This window comes from Borrelia anserina Es, from assembly GCF_001936255.1.
Taxonomy (GTDB): domain Bacteria; phylum Spirochaetota; class Spirochaetia; order Borreliales; family Borreliaceae; genus Borrelia; species Borrelia anserina.
In genome coordinates this window covers 505550-528375 of record NZ_CP013704.1, presented here as the reverse complement: position 1 = coordinate 528375, position 22826 = coordinate 505550, and the positions used below count along the sequence as shown (strand labels likewise).

Genomic DNA, 22826 nt, shown 5'->3' with positions numbered 1-22826 from the left:
TTTCCAATACTAATGATCTGTATAACTAGAGTTGGCCATCACATCTAATACAAGCAATACCTTTAAAATACAATCTGCAAGAAAAATCTAAACTCCTGATGCAAGCTCCAAAAACATACAAACTCATAAAAACTACTTCAACATACTCAAACAAATTTTTAGGCATAATTTTCAATAAAATGAACAAATAACATATTTTTTTTATTTTGACAAAAAAGTACACATAAGAATTTATTAAGCCCGAAATATGTGTCAATATTATACTATTATGGCTAAATAGTCAAAATTGAATCTTTCAAAGATAATTAAAATGAATCAAATTCTTAAAAAATTCTTTAAACTAAAAATTTGTAAAATATTCTCTTTAAAGATAAAATGCTTTATAAAAGGAGGCCAAAGTGGAAGAAAAGGACAAATGTGAAGAATCTGAAAAAACTAAAGAACAAGAAAATAACACTCTCTCAAATAAAGACAGTACTAACATGGAGAAAAAAATCACTGAACTAGAAAACGAAGTTTCAAATTTAAAAGATTTGTATTTAAGGAAACAAGCAGAATTTGAAAACTTTAGAAAAAGACTTGAAAAAGATAAAGAAAACTTCATTAAATTTGCAAATGAAAACATAATGAAAGACATAATTAACTTTCTTGATAATTTAGAAAGGGCAATAGATTCATCAAAACAATCAAGAGATTTTGACACTCTACTATCGGGAATTAGTATGATTGAAAGTGAAGTACTCTCAAGTTTTGACAAAAAATACAATCTAAAAAAATTTGGTAGGCCGGGAGAGAACTTCGATCCAAGTCAACATGAAGCAATAAGCATAGAAGAAAAAGAAGGGATTAAAACCCCTGAAATCGTAGAAGTATACCAAAAAGGATACTGCTACAACAATCGAATATTAAGAACTGCAAAAGTTAAAGTTGCACAAGGCAAAAATTAATATTTCTTAATATTTAAAAAATAACAAAAGGAGGCTTTATATGGGAAAGATAATAGGAATTGACCTTGGGACAACAAATTCATGTGTAGCCATAATGGAACATGGAAAACCTGTTGTAATACAAAACTCAGAAGGAGGAAGAACTACTCCATCAATTGTAGCTTATACAAACAAGGGTGAGCGACTTGTAGGACAAGTAGCAAAAAACCAAATGGTTACAAACCCTGAGAATACCATATATTCAATAAAAAGATTTATGGGAAGAAGATTTGAGGAAGTTACAAGTGAAATCAAAATGGTTCCTTATAAAGTAGAAAAGGGAAAAAATGGAGATGCTCGAGTCAATATTTCCAACATAAAAAAACAAATGTCACCACCAGAAATATCAGCTGCGACTCTCACTAAAATGAAAGAAACAGCTGAAGCTTACTTAGGAGAAAAAGTTACTGAAGCTGTAATTACCGTTCCAGCTTATTTCAACGATGCACAAAGACAAGCAACAAAAGATGCCGGAAAGATTGCAGGACTGGATGTTAAGAGAATTGTTAATGAGCCAACAGCTGCAGCTCTTGCCTACGGGATTGACAAAAAAAAGGAAGAAATAGTTGCTGTTTACGATCTTGGCGGAGGAACATTTGATATCTCAATACTTGAACTTGGAGACGGTGTTTTTGAAGTTAAATCAACAAATGGAGATACCCATCTCGGAGGAGATAACTTTGATGATGAAATCATCAAACACTTAATTACTGAATTTAAAAAAGATAGTGCCATTGACCTATCAAACGACAAAATGGCACTTCAAAGACTCAAAGAAGCAGCGGAAAAGGCAAAAATAGAACTCTCAGGCGCTCAAGAAGCATCGATAAACCTTCCATTCATCACAGCCGATGCAAACGGACCTAAACATCTACAATATACTCTTACAAGGGCGAAATTTGAACAAATGGTAGATTATTTAGTTCAAAAAACGAAAGAACCATGCATTAAGGCTATTAAAGATGCCGGACTTAAAGCTTCTGACATTAATGAAGTCATACTTGTTGGAGGATCTACAAGAATACCAGCCATTCAAAAAATTGTAAAAGAAATATTTGGACAAGAACCAAATAAGGGTGTAAACCCCGATGAAGCTGTTGCAATAGGAGCTGCAATTCAAGGTGGAATCTTAACAGGAGAAACTAAAGACATGGTGCTTCTTGATGTTACACCTCTCTCACTAGGTATTGAGACACTTGGTGGAGTTATGACAAAACTAATTGAAAGAAATACTACAATTCCTACTAAAAAGAGCCAAGTGTTCTCAACAGCAGCAGACAACCAAACTTCTGTAGATATTAAAGTATTGCAAGGTGAACGTGAGATGGCATCACAAAACAGAATATTAGGTAATTTTATTCTTGACGGAATACCAGCAGCACCAAGAGGAGTGCCACAAATAGAGGTCAGTTTTGACATTGATGCTAATGGAATAGTTCATGTTTCTGCTAAAGATATGGGAACTGGAAAAGAACAAAAAATTCGAATCGAATCATCATCAGGACTATCTGAAGATGAAATTGAAAGAATGATTAGAGATGCCGAGGCACACGCTGAGGAAGACAAAAAACTAAAAGAAAGCATAGAAGCAAAGAACATAGCTAATTCCTTAATTTACCAAACCGAAAAATCGCTAAAAGAACATGGAGATAAAATAACAAGTGAAGACAAAGAAACTATTGAAAATAAAATCAAGGAACTTAAAGACGCACTAGAAAGCTCAGACGCATCTTCAATTAAATCAAAAACAGAAGAACTTCAACAAGCTTCTTATAAAATAGCTGAAATGATGTACAAAGACACTCAAGCCAATGCATCGAACCAAGGTAATGATCAAAACAATGCAAGCAGTGAAAGTAAAGAAGCTGATTACGAAGTTGTTGATGAGGATAAAAAATAGTGAAAAGAGATTACTATGAAATTTTGGGGCTCTCAAAAGGAGCCTCAAAAGATGAAATAAAAAAAGCATATAGAAAAATAGCAATTAAATATCATCCCGACAAAAATAAAGATAACAAAGAGGCCGAATCAATTTTTAAAGAAGCAACAGAGGCTTATGAAGTTCTATCAGATGATAAAAAACGTGCCCAATACGATCGACTTGGACATACAGCTTTTGAAGGTGGAACTTCAGGATTCAGTGGATTTTCAGACATCTTTGAGGATTTTGGAGATATCTTTGATTCATTTTTTACTGGAAGACGTGGACAAGATAGAAGTAGACAGCATGCACAAGGCCAAGACGTAACATACCAAATAGAAATATCACTTGAGGATGCCTATTTGGGTTATAAAAATAACATTGACATAACAAGAAATGTATTATGTGAATCGTGCTTAGGAAAAAAATCAGAAAAAGGAACTGGGCCTTCAATATGTAACATATGCAATGGAAGTGGCAGAGTAATGCAAGGAGGAGGCTTTTTTAGGGTTACAACTACATGTCCAAAATGTTATGGCAACGGAAAAATAATATCAAATCCTTGTAAATCATGCAAAGGTACTGGAAGTACAAAACATAAAGAAACAATTACTCTTAATATCCCAGCAGGAATTGATGACTCCCAACAAATAAAAATGAGAGGAAAAGGTAGCGTAAATCCTGACAATCAACAATATGGAGATCTCTATATAAGAGTATTAATAAAACCCCATAAAATTTTCAAAAGAAACGGAAAAGATCTATATGCAACTCTTCCAATAAGCTTCACTCAAGCAACACTTGGGAAAGAGATAAAAATACAAACAATAACGGGGAAAAAGACTGTGATAAAGATTCCAAAGGGTATAGAAAATGATGAACAAATTATCATAAAGAATGAAGGAATGCCAATATTACATACAGAAAAATTTGGAAATATCATTTTGATTGTTAAGATCAAAACCCCTAAATATCTAAGTCATAACGCCACTAATCTCCTGGAAGCTTTAAGCAAGGAACTCAAAGATATTGATGAAATTACTTTAAATAAAGTTTAGTATGTACATTACACACGCCAATTCAATAATCGAAAGCATAAAAAACAATCAAGGAGTTGAATTATATATTTCAAAGGCAAGTTCAAAAAGCATAAGCATTGAAAAATTAGCTAAAGAACACAATATTAAAATAATAAAAGTAAACAACCTTGCTAAGATAATTGGCAACCATAACCATAGAGGTTTTGCATTAAAATTAAAAATCTCAAAATATAATAATACCAACAAACAAGATAAAAACTTGGAAGAATTTTTAGAAGAACTTCAACACAAAAACAATGTATTTATCTTAATACTTGATGGAATAGAGGATCCTCAAAATTTTGGAGCAATTCTTAGAACATCAGAGCAATTTAACATTGATCTTATAGTTACCAGCCAGAGACGAACTGCAAAAGATAATGCAACCATCTTGCGCACTAGCTCTGGTGCAAGTCAATATGTCAGTAAATTGATAGTTCCAAACATAAATAACGTAATAAAATATTTAAAAAAAAATGGATTTTGGATATATGCTAGCGATATCAAAGGAAAGGCAATAAATACCATTAAAATAAGAGATACTAAAATAGCACTTATCATGGGCAATGAAGGAAAAGGAATACATAAATTAACAAAACAAAACTCAGACTTTTTAGTAAGAATTCCAACTAAGGGCAAAGTAGATTCACTAAACGTCTCAGTTTCAACAGGAATTTTAATATTCGAAATTAAAAGACAACTCAATTTGCTTTAACACACTCTTTATAACTAACCCAATCTATTATCTCAGAAAATTTCTCAACTCAACAGAAGCTAGAAATCCTTCAGCAGCAGCCGTAATAGCTTGTGCATAAAGCTTGTTACTAACATCACCACAAGAAAATATCCCCTCAACACTAGTCTTAACAAGATCTCGAGTAGAAATATACCCATCTTCATCCAATTCCAAAAATCCTTTTAAAAACTCTGTATTTGGCTTATAACCAATAGCTATAAATATACCCTCTAACACTAATTCAAAAGTAGAATTATCCTTATTATTCATAATCCAAACTCTAGATATAGAATCATCTCCATTAACTTCTATAGCTTCACAGTTATATAAGATCTCAACATTAGATAATTTTTCAACATTTCTCCTCAACGTAGAAATAGCTTTTAAATAATCCTTTCTTACAATAAGATATACCTTTTTTACTAATTTGCTCAAATAAATAGCTTCTGTGATTGCTGAATTGCCCCCACCAATCACTGCAACAGTTTTTCCTTTAAAAAGATGCCCATCACAAATTGCGCACACAGAAATACCTTTATTCCAGAACAAATCTGAATTCTTAAGAGTATCAAGTTTTTTAGGTACTGAGCCTACTGCAACAATAACAGCTTTGCTTTTATAAATATAATTGTCAGTAAATAGATAAAAAATATTATCTCTCTTTTCTATGGCCCTTACAGTCTCAAGATAGGTAGTAGCACCCAAATTCAACACCTGCTCTTTCATGTTCAACATCAATTCTCTTCCATTAATGCCATTTTTAAATCCTGGATAATTATACACTTCAGTCGTTGTTGTAAGCTGCCCTCCAGGCTCAGGTCCTTCTAAAATAACTGTTTTATATCCGCTCATAACAGTATAAATTCCAGCTGTAAGTCCTGCAGGCCCTGAACCAACAATGATCACATCCTCAATAGAATCTATCTCTGTTCTTAAAATATTTTTATTACTCTTTTTTATATCAAGCTCTTCAAAATCTAACATAAATATATCCCTAAACCCTCATTAACTTGCTTAAAACACACTAAAAAAATACACTTCCTTTTTTAAATGTCACACTAATGCAAAATATTGAACACAAAAATATTTGCCTCAATATAAAAGCTTATTAATGTTAACTTCTAGCACACAACATGGAACTATAATTCCAAAATTGCTCAATATGTAAGGAGACACCTCACCAAAACTACCTAAAACAGTATTACCGATTAAAATATCGGCTCCTCTGCCACATATATAAAGAGTTTTACTTGATTCTTTTAACTCAAATTCAATATTTAAATAATAAAAAAGAGATGCAACTAAAGAATTAATCTCATTAAATGAAACCTCCCTATCAGCCATCAAAAAAGCTAAATTATCATAAGTAACAGTACCATCAACACTATTTAAATCCTTTAAAGCTACTTTACCAATCTCAAAAATCTTATGTGGATAAGGAAAATTTGAACTAATACTTTCAGATTTAAGCAAATTAGGCACTATCGAGCCTCTAACATACTCATACCCTTCTGTCATCGGATTAGCAATACTTAAAAAGTCACCATCCTCAATATTCATTTTTTCAATAAAATCTCTCCTGGAACCCAGATAATTATAAATCATCTCTTGAAATCCCATTCCAATCAGTAAATTTTTAATTTTCCTTGAAAATTCTTCTACCAAACTCAGTTTTCCTAAAGTAAAATCTTTGGGAAGCTCAGGTTTAAAACTACTTAATCCTCTGCTTATCATTATTTCCTCCATAACATCTACTTCGTGAAGAAAATCATTTCTATAAACAGGAGGAATAATATAAAATTTACCTAACTCTTTAAAGTAAGCTGATACCCCCAATTTTTTTAAGTCAAGACACATATCATTTACTGTAAAATTACTACCAAGTACCCTATTAACCCTATCAACATTAACCTCTAGAGTATCTTGAAAATAATAAGGACAAACTATTTCTTGCCCAAATAAAGTCTCCTCAGGAAAAATTGTCTTTACTGGCAAAATTTCAAATCCCATATCATAAAAATCACAGGCAACAACTGACAAAGACAACAACGTAGCCTCTAGATTATTTCCGCTAACTTCAACAAACAAATCGGAATCACCTACCTTTAAAGCTCCAATATCATGCGAATTGACTACCGGCGGATAAGAGAGCACATTACCCTTACAATCTAACAACAAAGGATATTTACTAAAATTCTCAAGAATCGATGCATATTCTATTCCCTTAGGATGTTTCTTATTAATATCTTTAATAGACATTTCAGTATCCATACCTAGAGGAATAAATCTATAATCAGCATTACACGCAATATAACTCAACGGAAACTCAATAGAACCTGATGCGTACATTCCCATTGCAACCCTTTTACGCTTTTGCCCATAATTATAACAAAGCTTTTCCTGCAACTGAATTAAAGTTTCAAGCATTTGCTCATTGCAAATTATCCCTTTTGCTAAAAATCCAAAAATAAAAGGCCTGATACTAAATACTTCAGGTCCAACCAAAATTTCACCATAAAATTCTTGTGCATTATCTTTCATTGAAAAAAATTTAAACAAAGGTAATTCACCAAAAAGATATGTCTTAATTTGACGTGCAAGTCCTGTATAAGACCACAAGTCAGGCCTATTTGTATCATTAAATTCAATTTTTATTTTATCATTAACCATATCAAGTTCACAAACTTCAGCCTTAACCATTTCAAGAAAAGATATAAGCTCAGAATTAGTTAAATCTTTTCCTATCTTTTCTAATAAAATACTCTTATAAACTTCTATCTTAGGCATTTACTTTCCCTCGTCTCAACACAACATCACCAATATCATGGGTAAAAAGTTCCCTTAAATCACTTAAACCTAAATGCATTAAAGCCATCCTATCAATGCCAATACCCCAAGCAATAACAGGCACATCAATTCCAAAAGGTTTTGTAACTTCTGGTCTAAAAATACCGCTTCCACCCAACTCAAACCAACCGAGCACAGGATGCTTCACATGTACCTCAATTGAGGGCTCTGTAAATGGAAAATAAGCAGGAACATATTTAACTTCAGTAGCACCAGCTAGTTCCTTAGCAAAAATTTCAAGAAGACCCAATAAGGTTTTAATGTTAACATCACCAATAACAATCCCTTCTGTTTGATAAAAATCGGCTCCATGAGTAGCATCAACCTGATCATACCTAAAACACCTAACAATTCCGAAATATTTACCAGGATTCTTAACATCAATTAATTGCTTTACTGAAAGCACCGTACCTTGGGTTCTAAGTACTAGTCTTTTTGAAAGACTTTCACTAAAATCATATCTCCAACCTCTTGAACTTGTAGTATAACCATTTTCATGAACAGCCTTAACATTAGAAAAATAAGGCTCAGGCAAAGATTTCAGCGAGCTAGGTTCTTTGATATAATAAGCATCTTTCAAATCACGTGCAGGATGAAATTGGGGCATAAAAAGAGCATCATTATTAAAAAATTCACTCTCAACTAAAGGTCCATCAAACTCTTCAAAACCAAGACTTACAAGCTTATCCTTAACTTTAGCAATATATTCTGAATAAGGATTTGCACGTCCAATAAAGGTCTTCCTTGATGAAACATGAATATTATAAGCCCTAAAATTTCTATCTTTATAAGATTTATCTTTCAATATTTCAGGGGTTAATTTTACAATCTCGTCACCCGTTAAATTATTCTTTCTAAGTTCAGATCTTATTTCTAACCCAAACTCGGAAAATCTAAATTTTAAGTCCAATTTTTCTACCACTTTAAATAAGGCATCACTAGCGCCTTTCTTCTTAGAATAATTAGAAATGACTAACAATTCATCATTAGACAAATTATCTTCTGAAAGATCGCTTTCTTTAGCTTTTATAAGCAATTCTTTAACTATCTTGCAACTAGCGCGCTTTAAATCCTTAACAACAATTTCTTTACTCAATCCCAAAGATAGAACTCCCTCTTTAGATAAATTGCCAAATGCCTTACCAGCATCCCTAGCATCAATTGCTAATTCTGACGATAAATTAGCAATTAAAACTGTTTTTCTAGATACAAGATTGATAACTCTTTCTTCAATTAAACCATTATCTAAAGCATCAATACCTTTTTGAGTAAGACGATAAAACACATTAATCTTCCTAAAGGTCTCCCTAAGAATACCCTTAGAAACAAGCCATTCAATTGTTTTATTTGACTGGCCCTCATTGTAAAATAGGTCAGCAGCAAGCCTTAATGCAAAAATTTCATCCCCCTCTTTATAATTTAAAATCGCCTTTATCTCAAGAGGGTGTAATGCTTTTAGTATCTCAAATTTATTCTCCAAAAAACTATCCCTCTAATTATCAGTTTTACTACTAATTCCAAGTTCCAAAATAAGCTCAACCTCTCCAACAGATAATTTAGTAGCCCTTGAAATTTCCAAGGCACTCCAACCTTGTCTCATAAGCTTAATTACAGAATCTCTAACCGTTTCATTATTAAGCCCAACATTATCTTTATACCTAGATTCTGTTTTTACAAGAATTCCAAGAGTTTTGATTCTCTCTTCCGCCGCGATATTTAAATTTTCTAGTCGAGTTTCAGACTTTGCAACCTTTTCTCTTACATCCTTGATATGCGTCAATTTACTGTCAATCTCTCCTAGAATTTCTTTAAGAGTTTGAGCATCATTCAACACTTCCTGCGATAAATCTTTATTTACCAACAACTCTGACATAATACCTTTCAACTCATTAAGACTATCCTGAAATTCAGAACTTTCTTTAAATAACACATGCATTTTATCTTCTATTTCATTTATCAAATCAAAATTTTTATCAACAGATTCTAACGTAGACTTTAGTATGCTATCTTTATTACTAATCCTATCATAATTATCAAGAATAGCATTCTGTTTTTCCTTTATTTCCTTAATTTTAGCTTTGTAAAGCTGCATTTCATCATAAGCTTCTGTAAACTTTTTGTACCTTTCCTTAAAAGAATCGTAAAATTCAAGGAATTGAACAAGATCTCTTTTAATTCCTTTAATATCCATTTGATGCGTCTTTAAGTCATTAAATACTTCAATAATACTGGATGACTGGGCTTTAATATCTCCAATTTCTTTAATAATATCTTCAGAATCACTCTTATATACCTTAACAAGATTTATTTCATTAGCTAAAGTTTCCCGTAACTCTTCCAACTCATCCTTGAAAGAATAAACTTCTTTAATAAGCTCCTTATTTCTATCAAGTTCAAACTCAAATCCCCTAAAGCTTTCAAGCTTAACACTTATGACAGCATAACGATTATCAAGTTCTTCTCTCAAATCAGCCTTATATACAACTAAATTATCTTTAACCTCATCCATAAAATGATTAAGCTCATTATTATAGTTTAAAACCCTCAATTGAAGTTGTGATACATTATCATCAATACCTTTAATCATCAGATTATATTTATCCTTAAACTCGGATTCTATGTCATCAACTTGCAATTTTAAACTATCCCTTAAAGCTTTTATCTCTTCTTCTGAATAATTCAAACTATTTTTAATTCCATTCTCAAACGCAGTATACTCCTCTCTTATAGCACTAGAAAAAGCATCATAATTTTCTCTAATTGTTTTCTCAAAATTAACTCTATATGCACTAACTTCTTCAGAAAGTCTTAAAACATCATTTTGGATCACTTTTACTTGAGATTCAAAACCACCTTTATTATCCAAAAATCTACCTATAATGACTTGCTTTTCTTCCTCAATTCTAGAAGCCATCAGATTGAATTCATATTCCAATTTTTTATTAGCCTCACTGATCTTATCTTCAATATCTTTCTGCTGACTTAAAAACTTAATCTCAACTTGTGTTGCAAGATCTTCCAAATGAGAATTTATCTTCTCATTTATGGATCTAATCTTAGAATCCATGAAATTTTCAATACCCAAAATTTTCCCCTGAACCTCATTTGAAATATTCTTCAAGTTAAGGTAAGAGCTATTCTCAAATTCCTTAATATCTGCATAAAAATGCTCAAAGACTTCTCTCGCCCTCTGATTAACACTATCTTTAATAACCTCCAAATCACTCTTAATAAGAGAAACATTACCTTCAATTTCATTTAAACTCTTCTTTGAAATACTTGTCTGTTCTTCAAGTTCTTTGTAAGTGTTTTCTTGCCAATTTGTCATATCATCTTTAACTTTCAAAAACCAAGAAGCAACGTTATTTTGACTATTGTCCATAAATTTAACAAACTCATCTACTTTATTGGTAATATTAGTTTCCATTAAAACTATCTTATCCTCTACATCTCTTTTTCTGATATCAAACTCTTTGTTAAATTCTGAGTAAAAATTTTCTTTATTAAGCAGAAGCTCCTGTTCGATTTCAACCCTAAAATTATTCATAAGGATTTCTTTATCTTTTAAGCTCCTGATTATATCTCTCTCTAAATTCTCAATTTTTTGATCTGAAGAAGCTACAAAATCTTCCAAAGAATTTTTCAAATTATCATTTCTTTCCTTTAAATCTTTAAAAAAATCCTCTTCAAGAAGTTTGAGATGGGATGACATATTATGATAAGAATCTTCTTTAAGTTTTAATACATCTCCCTCAATATTATTCAAAACTAACTTAAGTTCACTAAGATTTTTTAATTGTTCCTTAATCTCACTATTTATCTTTTCACTTGAAAGAGAAAGTTCTGCTCCTAGATCAGAAATATACGTATTTAACCTATTTTCCATATTAAGGTGAATATTAGAATATTTGCTATCAAGCTCATCATACCTGCTTGTAATTAGCTCATCAATTGAACTAACTTTATCATTTATTTTCTTTTCCACAAGAAAACGCTCCTCGTCACATTTTCCCTCAAGCTCAGCATATTTTAAGTCAATAGTTTTACCCAATTTATCATGATATTCACTAATTTTATTCTTTAAATCTTCCTCTATCAGCTCAAAATTGTCTTCAATTGACTTAAGAGCAGATATTTTTCCATTAATACCATGCTCATACCTTTCAATCTCTTCATTAATTGTAGCAATAGCTTTTCTCATGTAAATATCAAATTGATCTTTCATCTCTTTTTCAATACCAGCCTTAATGACATCAAATTGATGATGTATTTCATTGTTACTTTCCTGTATCTGCTTTCTTAAATCTTCTTCAATCTTTAGAACTTCTTTTGACCTTTCCTCGATTACCTCAAAATTTCGATCCATTTCAGAAATTTTTGCCCTCAAATGCTCATCGTTATCTGTAAGTATCTTATATATCTCATCTCTAATCTTCGAAATAGCCCCTTCACTCTCAATAAAAAATGTAGAATATCTCTCTTCAAAATTATTTTCAATAATCTTAAATCTTTCTTTATAAAGATCATTTAAAAAATCAGATTTATCCTCGATACTATTCCTAAGTTCGTTAATCACTCCTATAAATTGTTCCCTTAACTGAATGATATCACTGTCTATAGTTTTCTTGTAATCAATTGCCTCTTCCCGCCTAAATTTATACTGTTTCTCAATTTCTCCAAGCAATTCAGCAATTCTTATTTCCTCTTTTTCTATTATATCCTTAATTTTAATTTCAAAATTCTCAACTCGATACTTTGATATATCAAAAGATGATTTAAACTGCTCTAGATTTTCATCCATATTCTTGCTAAGAACATCTATTTTGTCTGTCAACCTTCTATTTACATTTTCAATCTCATATCCTATCTCATCCTCTAATTTACTTGCAAGGGTTTCTGAATATCCCCTAGAATCAGATATGACTTTACTATATTTTTCATTAATTTCTCTATTCACATCATTAAATCTTGAATTAAGAGAATCAATGGTAATATCAATACTTGCCTGAAATGAAGCAATATCTGCCCTCTTATCCTTAAGCAAACTGTCAACTTCCTTAACAAACTCTTCTGACCTTTCTAAAACTGTAGTAAATTTTTTAGATAAATTTTCCTCAAGCTCCTTAGTATCTGCATCAAAATGACTCATAATGTTTTTAAGAAGCTCATCGGCATATAAATTTCCCTGATTTCTAAATTCATCTATTTTTTCAAGATAATAACTCTCAAGCTCTTCAAAAGTAGTCTTAAGATCATTAATCTTTAAAGTCATATCAGAATTGATCGAACTTATATCAAGCTTTCCTGAAGATAATACGTTCTCAATATTAACCGATATTTCACTTAACTTACCCTGCCAATCACCAAGCTTACTATCTATTTCACTATCAAACATATCCCTTCTACTTAAAATGTCTTGTGATATTTTATTTAAAAAATCATCTATCTGTCTCTGATTATCTATCTTAATTTCAGAAACTTTTTGTGCTCTAGTTTCAATAAATGCATCAAGATCTGACCTAAGATTATTTAAAACATCTTCACATTCAACTTTGAAGTCTTTAAGTCTATAATCAAGTTCTGATATATTACCCTTAATTAACTCTTCTTTATTAGAAAAGTCTTCATTAAGACCATTAAGCATCATAATAACTTTATCGTGAATTATCTCAGCTTGATTATCAATAAATTCCCTAATACCTGATAAAGTATCTTCACTACTCTTATATGATATATCTCTTAATTCTTTATACTTACCTAATACTGAACTTTCAAAGTCTTCGGTCTTTGAGGTAATATACTCAAGTCTTTCATTAACATCCTTTTCAAAAGACTCTATCTTCGAAGAAGCTGACAAAAGCAATTCCTCACTTGAAATCTTAATATCAAGTAAAGATTTGTTTAAAACAATAAGTTCATCTTTCCAACTAATATGCATATCCATTGCTTTCTTTTGAATATGCTCTGAGAGTTCATTAAAAATATTTTCACTAAGCTCTTTACCTCTAATCCTTTGAGTCTCAACCAAATTTAAAAATTCTTCATTAGTCTTATTTAAATGGGATTTAATATCCTCTAAATTCAAAGAGACTTCCCTTTGCAAATGTTCATGTTGCAATTTACTAGCTTCCATTTGCCTAATAAATTTACCTATATCCTCTCCATAATTACTCTTTAAATTAGACACTTCATTATTAATCTCAGAACTTATGCTAATCAATTTGGACTCAAAATCTCTCTTTAAAGCCTCAAAGTCTCGCACCAATGAATCATTTAAGGAAACTACACTTTCCTTTATGTTTTTACTAGTAATTTCAAAATTTTGATAATCATGATTTGACTTTTCAGAAAGTTTACTAAATTTTTCATCACATTTAAAAGCAAGGTCATCAATATCATGCTCAAACTTATCTGCAATAATTTTATACTTACTCTCCAATTGGGTTTCTAATTCACCACTTTTTAAATTCAGAACTTCTAAGAGAGATTCATACTTTAAGTTAATGCTATCATCTAAACATGAATAGTCATGAATAATCCTTTCATTCACTTTTTTCAGATCTAAGTATAAATTACTATTCAAATTGGAAATCTTATCTTGAATATCAGTATTGATATTTGAAAGTCTCAATTCCAATTCATTTCCAATATCATTCATTCTTGAAAATACATTCTCGCTAAAACTATCAATATCACCTTGAATTTTTTCCTTAAATTCAACATATATCTTATTAGAAGCATCGTCAAAATCATTAAGCAATGTCTTAACGTCATATTGAACTTTCTCTATTCTAGAATCAGCATCATTTAGACTACCCTCTAACCTCTCTTTTATATCCTTATTGAACTGATTTATTTTACCATCATATTCTCTGTAAATATCACCAACATTAGACTCAATTTGAACTCTAAACTGCCCCAAAATATCTGCAAATTGCTCTTCATACTGTCTCATCTCTTGTTTGATAGTTTCTTCAAGAGAATTTAGTCTAGAATAGGTATCGTCCTTAAAAATAGAACTTAAAGAAGAAATTTCATTATCTATTAAAGTCAATTTTCCTTCAAGCTTATCTCTTATTTGATTAGAGCGATCATCTACATATATAAAGACTTCGTCAAATTTTATCTTTAGCTCCTCATTCAACCTAGCTAAAATAAAATCTTCCTTATTATTAATCTTAGCCTTAGCTTGTTCCATAATAAGATCAAGAGAATTTTCTATCGATTTGTATTTATCTTCATACATACTAAAAGAATCTTCCATTGACTTATCATAACTATCTATGCTAGATTCAATTTTCAACACAAACTCTTTAAACTCACTTTCGAGCTTTTCATTACCCTTACTTAGAATTTCTTCTTTCCTCTCTTCAATCATTACCAATGATTCCTGATAAGATATGAGCCTTCTATCCAAATCATCCATTCTCGCAATAAAATTTTTAATAGTATTATCAAACCTATCCCAACTCTCAATCTTAATAGCCTCAAGATTTTCCTTATTTGTCTTATCGAATTGCTCAAAAACTGTAATTAATTTAGAATCAATAGAATCAATCTGAGTATTAAAATTCTTTAAAGTTTTTGATAGTTTATCTACTATCTTTCCATCCACTTGAAGTCTTTGTATATTATCTTGCACTTTAAGGGCCATGTCATCCAGATCTTTCAGCATAGAATCATGATAAGCAATTTTCTTCTCAACCTCTGCGAAATCATTACTTTTATTTTCAATCTTTCGCTGAACTTCATCTATTCTCTTTATGATTTCTATACTTGAACGTTGATACGCTTCCATATCAACGGCAAGATTATTAATCTCCTTTGTCTTCTCATCAATAAAATCTTCAAGGTTATCTTTGGCAATATCAATAAACTTTTTAATCTTATATAAAGCCCTTGAACGTCTATCATACTGCCTATAAATAAACAAAATCACAAAAACTAATAAAAGATTAACCAAAATGGTTACAAAATCTATCATAAAATATTTTACCCACACGTTACATATTTAAAAGAATATATCTTTGCAAGTCTTTATAATCACTAAAGATAAAATCACACCTTACATTCTTAAGCAACCTTCTCCTAGAAAAATAAGCTGTTCTCATACATGCATCACTGGCACCTAAAATATCATATTCATAAGAATTACCGACATATAAAATATGATTACTATTTATACCCAATTCATCCATAATCCTTGAAAAAGCTATTTTGTTTGGTTTTAAGTAACCTGTCTCCTCTGATGAATAAAGAACATCCCAAAAATTATCCTCAATACCTAATAAATTACTCAAACGAGCTGCAATCGGAAAATCTGACATAACCCCCAATTTTATTCCCTTAGATTTAAGAAAATAAATCAAATCATGAACACCAACATAAGGTTTGAGATTTTTAAACTTATTACTAAAAGATTCACCATAATATATTTTATTTAATAAAAATTCACACCTATTCTTATTATATCTTAGATAATCAGCAAGCATTGTAACTTGCACAGACATCAACTCGTCTCTATTAGAAGGAATAATTTTTCCGCTTTGTAAAACTCTTATTTCCTTTCTTACCTTTTTAAAAGCTAAAAAAAATTTAATATTCTTTAAAAATTCAGGCAACATTATTAAATTAATACTAATTTCAGGATAAAGAGTTCCATCAAGATCAAACACTACAGCCTTTATCATAATATCTAATTATTTATCCTTTTTGGTATTGGAACTATAGATATATTCTTTGGAACTTTGGCCCTAACTAAATGAATATATGAATTTGAATATCTACCTCTAAGTGATTTAATTGAAGTTTCACTATTAACTTCCATTAAAGATACTCTAAAAACAGATTCTCTATCAATAAATGGAAATAACACAACAACATGTCTATGAAAAATTTTTCCTGGAAACCCATTAATTGTTGTATTAACAGAGCCAAAATACATATGACCAGGCTCCTTTACAGCTAAATAATATAAAATAAACTCTAAATTATCAATCTTATATCCACGATTTTCAATATATTTAAGAAAATCAATATTATTTACATCCAAATCCTTAACCCTAGATAAATCCAGATTAGCATTAATATTTTTCAGTTTATAGGCAATATTACGAGTCCAGTCAAGTCCAAAAAATAGATCTCTACTAAATTCATAGTATTCCGTAAAACTATTACCTCGAATCCCAATATGCTTAACCTTAAGATCCTCTATCTTCAAAAGCTTACCTGTAATTGCCTTATAAATTGAATCTGCTATCCACTTACCAAATCCAGAACAATTAAATCCAATAGGCCCTCTTTGAGGCTCACCAGTCTTAATATACACCATTTCACCCAGTTCATTCATTGCTCCATCATTCACTTCAAACACTAAAGAAGAAAGCTTTAAAAATTCTCTCAGGCTGTTAATCATATTAGAAACATTATCATAAGCCTCAAGATATTTAGGAATAAAAAGTTCCAAATCAATAAAATCACTAATATACTTAGCTATTTCCAAAAAAGAGCCAGTAGCAATGTCGCTAATTTTAAAAGGCAATTTAATATCTCTATGAATTAAAGTATTGATTAAATAAAAGTCAGCACTAGAATAAACATCACCGGCTTTTATTCTAATAAAAGTATCTGCTCTATTTAGAAAAAATATTTTTACCTGTTCAATACCATATCTCCCAACCTTAATTACGTAAGAACCTGGAAGAATGTAAGACGCGCCATCTTTCCGATTAAAAAAAGCATAATAAGCATAATCTCCTAATCTTGAACTTGATACTTCAACATAAAACTTGTCTCCAATATAATATTTTTGAGATTTTATCTTAAAAGTAGTGCTACTTGAATTAAAATACTTTGCATAATTTGAACGGACACTAAAATCATAAAAAAAATTATCAAACGCGAAGAGATTTAGATTGCCAACTATCAAAAATAAAAATATGTATTTCACCTTAAGTCTCTTGTCTTGTCTCTTAATTCTATTAAAATTGGAATATTGTAATAACCAATCTTACGAATATTATTTACTAAATAATTATAATAAGAATTCGGGAAATTAGTTACTTTATTTGCAAATAAAATAAACTTAACAGGATTAACATTAACTTGGGTTATATATTTCACTTTACATAAAGCATTCAAATGGTAATCTTTAATCCATAAACTTAACATCTTATTCAAATCGGAAGTATTTATCTTAAGTTCAAGTTGTTTCTTTAATTTAATTGCTTCTTTAAAAAGATTGTCTAATCCCACTTTTTTATGAACGGATATTCTTAATATAGGAGCAAAACTTAAAACTGGGAAAAAGAACTTAACACGACTCTTTAAAGCTTTAAAATAATCACTCTCTGACCTTACAAGATCCCACTTGGTAAACACAATAATAATTCCTTTACCTCGTTTAGTCGCATAATGAGCAATCTTTTTATCTTGAGCTGTTAAGTCTTCCTTAACATCAACAAGTAAAAAGATAATATCTACCATATCAACTACTCTTAAAGCCTTACTTACAGAATAATGTTCAATAAGTTCATTTACTCTTGACCTCCGTCTTATTCCAGCTGTATCAATAAGCTCAAATGTCTTACCATACTTACGAAATCTTGCTTTAATAAAATCCCTTGTGGTTCCAGCTACTGGGGACACAATTGAAACTTCATGTCCTGCCAGAGAATTAACAAGAGTAGATTTGCCTGAGTTCGGTTTCCCTATAATACCGATCTTAACATCAATATTATCATCATTGACTAATTTGCCTACTGAGTTTTTCAAAAAAGTTCTTAAGCTACTAATTCCCTTTCCATGAGTTGCACTAACTAAAAAGCTCTTTTTAAAGCCCAACTTCTGAAACTCGTAAGTTAAAGCTTCCTTATGGTGACTATCTATTTTATTTAATACCAAAACTATCTTATCACTGTATTTTCTTAACCTCTCAATAAGCTCATAATCTTCTGATAAAATTTCATTTACATCTAAAACAAGTAAGATTAAATCAATGCTATCAAGCAAGCTCATAACTTTATTAACCACAGATCTGCTAAGTTCATCCCTTAGAAGGGTAAATCCACCAGCATCAATCAAATAAAACCTATAAAAATCTACTGTACAAACTTCTTTTATTAAATCTCTAGTAACTCCATAACTTTTATCAGTAATACTTCTATTCGAGTTTAAAAGCCTATTAAACAAAGTCGACTTTCCAACATTTGGCCTGCCAGCAATAAGTACACTTTTATAATTTTGAACTCCGAAATCAATCAAAGCTAACCTGCCTCTTCTTTTATATATATATTTTTATTATAATATCAAATGTTAAGCTTTATGCCAATTATAAATGGATGTCCAATTGATAAGGAAAAAAGGTAACAGTAAGCGCAAGAAAAACAATTTCAATCAAATAGATATATTCCTAGTACTATTTGCAATATTCCTAACAGGACTGTGCTTATTAATAATAATTCAAAATTCAATAATTAGAAATATATTTAATGAACAAATTGACAACAATAACAATTTTGAGTTTAACCAATCAAAACCTAAAAAGATAGAAACAAAATTAGACAATACAAAAAGTGAAACTTTTAAAATACTCAGTAATGAAAAATTTTTAATTAAACCACCTGAAATACAAAAAATCGAAGAAGAATTCAAACATCAAGAACAAAAACATTTAAAAAACAAAAAAGAGGTTAAGCTATATTTTATCAAAGTCACAGCTGAGGGACATTTTTTAAAACAAGGAACTAAGAGAACTATTCAATATGATGAAAATATCCTTGAAGAAACATTAAAAGCACTAATCAATGGTCCAAATGAATATGAACTTAAAAATAATTTTTTAAGTCTCATTCCCATCAATACCAAAATATTAAACTTAATAGTAAATGACGGAATTGCTCACATAAATTTGTCTAAAGAGTTTTACGAAAATAGTTTCGGAATAGAAGGAATAATCAACCAAATGAAACAAATTACTTTAACATGTCTTGAAATTCAAGGCATCAATGGAATAACTTTAAAAATTGAAAACAATCCAATAATACTTGAAGATTTAAATTTGAACTTTTCAGGAATTCTAGATAGCAAAAAACTCACAAAATATTAAAAATTAATGTCTCTAAGAAGTGCAAGAGATTGTTTAAGATTTACTCCACTATCTTTGACAACTAAAAACATAAATTCTTGATTTCCCTTCCGTCCTTTGGTTGTAAGTTTTAAAACATTTTTAATCTGTAAATTATTATCATAAAACCTTCTAATTAACTTATCCAATATTTTACCTAAATATCTATTTTCAACTACACCATTAAAATGCTTTATATCCAAACCTAATCCCTTAAGCTCAAATTGAGGTTTAATAAGAGCAACGATAAGCTTATCGGAAAGTCTATCAATTAACTCTGCACATATATTTATTACAGACCTAAAAGAGACATCAATAACAGCTAAATTAGGCTGTATGTCAAATTGTTTAATATCAAAAATATTAGTCTTTTCAAAAACTCTAACCCTTGGATTAACTCTTAGTTTATAAGCAAGTTGATTAAATCCAACATCAACTGAATAAACCAACTTTGAACCTTCTTGCAAAAGACAATCAGTAAACCCACCTGTTGAAGCACCAACATCAATGCAGATTTTATCTTCAACTGTAATTTTAAATGTCTTTAAAGATTCAAAAAGTTTATTTCCTCCTCTTGAAACAAATTGTCTAGACTTGCCCTCTAATAAGCCTATCTTACTATTTTTCAATAGCAAAACTTTAGGGTTTCTTTCTTTATGAGAATTAACATACACTCTGCCAGTCAAAACTAGAATTCTCAATTCTTCTCTTGTAAGTCTTGGATATTTTTTACAAAGCACATTTAACAAACTATTTCTGTATTCTTTCAATTTTCAGAGCACGCCCCGTCTTTAAATGTGAAGTAATAACAACTCCCTGTATAATCACATTCTCTTCAACAGTTTCTGTTCGTAAAGCTACGTATTCAAGTAATCCTTTAAGAGAAATTTCAGGATTAAATCCTATTACAGAATCCAAACTACCAGTCATCCCAAGATCACTAATATAAGCAGTCCCTTTATCTAGAATTCTCTCATCTTGTGTCATTACATGCGTATGAGTACCAACAACTCCAGTTACCAATCCATCCAGAAAATATCCAAAACTTTCTTTCTCATAATTACTCTCAGCATGAAAATCAACAAAAATAGTCTTAACCTTATTCTTAATCATATTTACAACTTTTTTTATATTTTCAAAAGGATTTTTAACAATAAAAGTCATCCCTAAAAATCCCTGAATATTTACAACAGCAACCTTTTCACTCTTGACATTTAAAATACAATACCCATGCCCTTCAAGCAAATCTGAGAAATTATTTGGCCTTAAAATATACTCCTGCCGATCTAAATATTCTTTTATACTATGATCAGAATAAACATGATTACCTGTAGTAATAACATTCACACCTGCTCTAAAAAGATTTTCTGCTATTTCTGGAGTAATCCCAAAACCACTCGAAGAATTTTCTCCGTTAACAATTGTCAAATCTATATTATATTTCTCTTGAAGACTCTTAAGATTAAAAAAAATCTTTTTAAGTCCTCCTTCACCTATTACATCGCCAATTATTAAAGATCTAATAACATTACTATCTTGCATACTCAATAACTCTAGTCTCACGAATAATAGTAACTTTTATTTTACCAGGATACCTTACTTCAGCTTCTATTTTTTTGGCAATATCTCTTGCAAGCATAGTAGCTTTCTCATCATTAACCAATAAATTGTCAACAATAATCCTAACTTCACGTCCTGCCTGGATTGCATAACACTTCTGAACACCCTCAAATCCATATGCAATCTCTTCAAGTCTCTTAAGCCTACTTATATAATTATTTAAACTCTCACGTCTTGCACCAGGACGAGATGCAGAAATAGCATCAGCAACCTGAACAACAATAGCCTCTAAACTTTCTGGCTTTATTTCATTATGATGTGAAGCAATAGCATTGACAACAATATCACTCTCTCCACAACTTTGAGCAAGTTCAGCACCTGTAATAGCATGGCCCTCACTATTCTCAGAAATACTTTCCATCCCCTTTCCAATATCATGCAAAAGACATGCCCTTTTGACAACAATAGAATCCAGCTTCATCTCTTTAGCCAAAATTTCTCCGATTATTGCTGTTTCTTTTGAGTGACTTAGAACATTTTGACCATAACTGCTTCTAAAATAAAGTCTTCCAAGGCCTCTAATAAGCCTTTTATCAAATCCATGTATATTTAAATCAAATACTGCTTTCTCACCTTCTTCAAGAATAATATTATTAATCTCATTAGTAACGCTATAAACAATCTCCTCAATTCTTGCAGGATGAATTCTCCCATCTGCAACAAGCCTCTCAAGGGTCCTTCTCGCTATCTCTTTTCTTACTGGATCAAAACAAGATATAACAACAGCCTCAGGAGTGTCATCAATAATAATATCTGCACCTATTAATGTTTCAAGAACCCTAATATTACGCCCTTCTTTACCGATGATCCTACCTTTCATCTCATCATTAGGCAGTTCAACAGAAGTAACTGTAAATTCAGAGCTAACCTCTGTCACTATGCGTTGCATAGTAGAGACTAATATTTCCTTTGCTAACTTATCTGCCAAAAGCTGAGCCTCTTGCTCACTTTTATTAATAATTATTTGAGCATCCCTTTTAACTTCATTCTCAACCTTTTCAATCACAATCTTTCTTGCCTCTTCGTTTGTAAGACCGGCAATATTTTCTAATTTTTTAACAAGAGATAATTCCTTATCTCGTATTATTTTTTCTTTTTGCTCCAACTCTTTAAGCTTAAAATCAATTCTACTTTGCTGCTTATCAAGAGCTGATATCCTCTTATCTAGAGTCTCTTCTCTTTGTAATAATCTTCTTTCTAAATTAAAAACCTCATTTTTTCGTTCTCTTAATTCCCTATCCTGCTGGTTCTTCTCTCTAAGCATTTGAGCTTTTGCATGTGAAATAACTCGTTTTCTTTCATTTTCTATCTCTAAGATTGACTCTTCTTGTACTTCTTTTAGCTTTCTATCTAAACTTAATAAAGAAAATCTACCTAAAATAACTCTTATTATAAAACCTAATATAACACCTAAGATACCAACAAGAATAGAAGAAAAAGTAATATATGACATATAACTTACCCCCCCCCTATTCTACCAAACTAATTAAATATAACTCTCTTAGAAGTAAAT

General features: G+C 30.6%; 16 protein-coding genes. 5 read left to right on the top strand and 11 right to left on the bottom strand.

The features are described 5' to 3' along the window. Positions 1 to 25: 25 nt before the first annotated feature. Entirely contained in the window at positions 26 to 166 is a 141-nt protein-coding gene (locus N187_RS04930) for a hypothetical protein (RefSeq protein WP_162271515.1), read from the bottom strand. Between the two features lie 232 nt (positions 167 to 398). Here N187_RS04930 and grpE point away from each other — a divergent pair, with 232 nt between their 5' ends. The 4 genes from grpE to rlmB are packed head-to-tail and all read left to right on the top strand — an operon-like array spanning position 399 to position 4701. Continuing rightward, the gene (gene grpE / locus N187_RS02570; protein ID WP_025419694.1) at positions 399 to 947 is read left to right on the top strand and encodes a nucleotide exchange factor GrpE; all 549 of its coding nucleotides are present in this window, start codon (positions 399 to 401) and stop codon (positions 945 to 947) included. 40 nt (positions 948 to 987) lie between these two features. Next, positions 988 to 2886 (top strand): molecular chaperone DnaK, encoded by a 1899-nt coding sequence (gene dnaK / locus N187_RS02565; protein WP_025419693.1) that lies wholly within the window; start codon positions 988 to 990, stop codon positions 2884 to 2886. Beyond that, the gene (gene dnaJ / locus N187_RS02560; RefSeq protein ID WP_025419692.1) at positions 2886 to 3965 is read left to right on the top strand and encodes a molecular chaperone DnaJ; all 1080 of its coding nucleotides are present in this window, start codon (positions 2886 to 2888) and stop codon (positions 3963 to 3965) included. The genes dnaK and dnaJ overlap by 1 nt, the downstream gene beginning before the upstream one ends. 1 nt (position 3966) lies before the next feature. Then, the gene (gene rlmB / locus N187_RS02555) at positions 3967 to 4701 is read left to right on the top strand and encodes a 23S rRNA (guanosine(2251)-2'-O)-methyltransferase RlmB (RefSeq protein WP_025419691.1); all 735 of its coding nucleotides are present in this window, start codon (positions 3967 to 3969) and stop codon (positions 4699 to 4701) included. A 27-nt stretch (positions 4702 to 4728) separates the two neighbouring features. Here the strand turns inward: rlmB and trxB are convergent, their stop codons facing one another. The 7 genes from trxB to der form a co-directional block, all read right to left on the bottom strand. Then, complete coding sequence (gene trxB / locus N187_RS02550) at positions 4729 to 5706, bottom strand: thioredoxin-disulfide reductase (RefSeq protein ID WP_025419690.1); 978 nt, start codon at positions 5704 to 5706, stop codon at positions 4729 to 4731. 108 nt (positions 5707 to 5814) lie between these two features. Then, the gene (gene pheT, locus N187_RS02545; RefSeq protein WP_025419689.1) at positions 5815 to 7509 is read right to left on the bottom strand and encodes a phenylalanine--tRNA ligase subunit beta; all 1695 of its coding nucleotides are present in this window, start codon (positions 7507 to 7509) and stop codon (positions 5815 to 5817) included. After that, on the bottom strand, positions 7502 to 9049 hold the full coding sequence (pheS, locus tag N187_RS02540) for a phenylalanine--tRNA ligase subunit alpha (RefSeq protein WP_025419688.1): 1548 nt from the start codon (positions 9047 to 9049) through the stop codon (positions 7502 to 7504). The genes pheT and pheS overlap by 8 nt, the downstream gene beginning before the upstream one ends. Before the next feature lie 12 nt (positions 9050 to 9061). Then, complete coding sequence (locus tag N187_RS02535) at positions 9062 to 15553, bottom strand: SpiroCoCo family coiled-coil protein (protein ID WP_075550319.1); 6492 nt, start codon at positions 15551 to 15553, stop codon at positions 9062 to 9064. A 19-nt stretch (positions 15554 to 15572) separates the two neighbouring features. After that, complete coding sequence (locus N187_RS02530; protein WP_025419687.1) at positions 15573 to 16259, bottom strand: HAD family hydrolase; 687 nt, start codon at positions 16257 to 16259, stop codon at positions 15573 to 15575. 5 nt (positions 16260 to 16264) lie between these two features. After that, a complete protein-coding gene (locus N187_RS02525; protein ID WP_025419686.1) occupies positions 16265 to 17518 on the bottom strand; it encodes a hypothetical protein in 1254 nt (417 codons plus the stop codon). Next, positions 17515 to 18831 (bottom strand): ribosome biogenesis GTPase Der, encoded by a 1317-nt coding sequence (gene der / locus N187_RS02520; RefSeq protein ID WP_025419685.1) that lies wholly within the window; start codon positions 18829 to 18831, stop codon positions 17515 to 17517. Before der ends, N187_RS02525 begins: the two co-directional genes overlap by 4 nt. 85 nt (positions 18832 to 18916) lie before the next feature. Between der and N187_RS02515 the strand changes: the two genes are divergently transcribed. After that, entirely contained in the window at positions 18917 to 19675 is a 759-nt protein-coding gene (locus N187_RS02515; RefSeq protein WP_025419684.1) for a GerMN domain-containing protein, read from the top strand. Here the strand turns inward: N187_RS02515 and N187_RS02510 are convergent. The 3 genes from N187_RS02510 to rny are packed head-to-tail and all read right to left on the bottom strand — an operon-like array spanning position 19672 to position 22766. After that, complete coding sequence (locus N187_RS02510; protein ID WP_025419683.1) at positions 19672 to 20463, bottom strand: TlyA family RNA methyltransferase; 792 nt, start codon at positions 20461 to 20463, stop codon at positions 19672 to 19674. The two genes, N187_RS02515 and N187_RS02510, sit on opposite strands and share 4 nt — an antisense overlap. Beyond that, positions 20444 to 21235 carry a TIGR00282 family metallophosphoesterase gene (locus N187_RS02505; RefSeq protein ID WP_025419682.1) on the bottom strand — a complete coding sequence of 264 codons (792 nt, stop codon included), beginning with the start codon at positions 21233 to 21235 and terminating at the stop codon, positions 20444 to 20446. Before N187_RS02505 ends, N187_RS02510 begins: the two co-directional genes overlap by 20 nt. Next, the gene (gene rny, locus N187_RS02500) at positions 21225 to 22766 is read right to left on the bottom strand and encodes a ribonuclease Y (protein ID WP_025419681.1); all 1542 of its coding nucleotides are present in this window, start codon (positions 22764 to 22766) and stop codon (positions 21225 to 21227) included. The genes N187_RS02505 and rny overlap by 11 nt, the downstream gene beginning before the upstream one ends. Positions 22767 to 22826 lie beyond the last annotated feature (60 nt).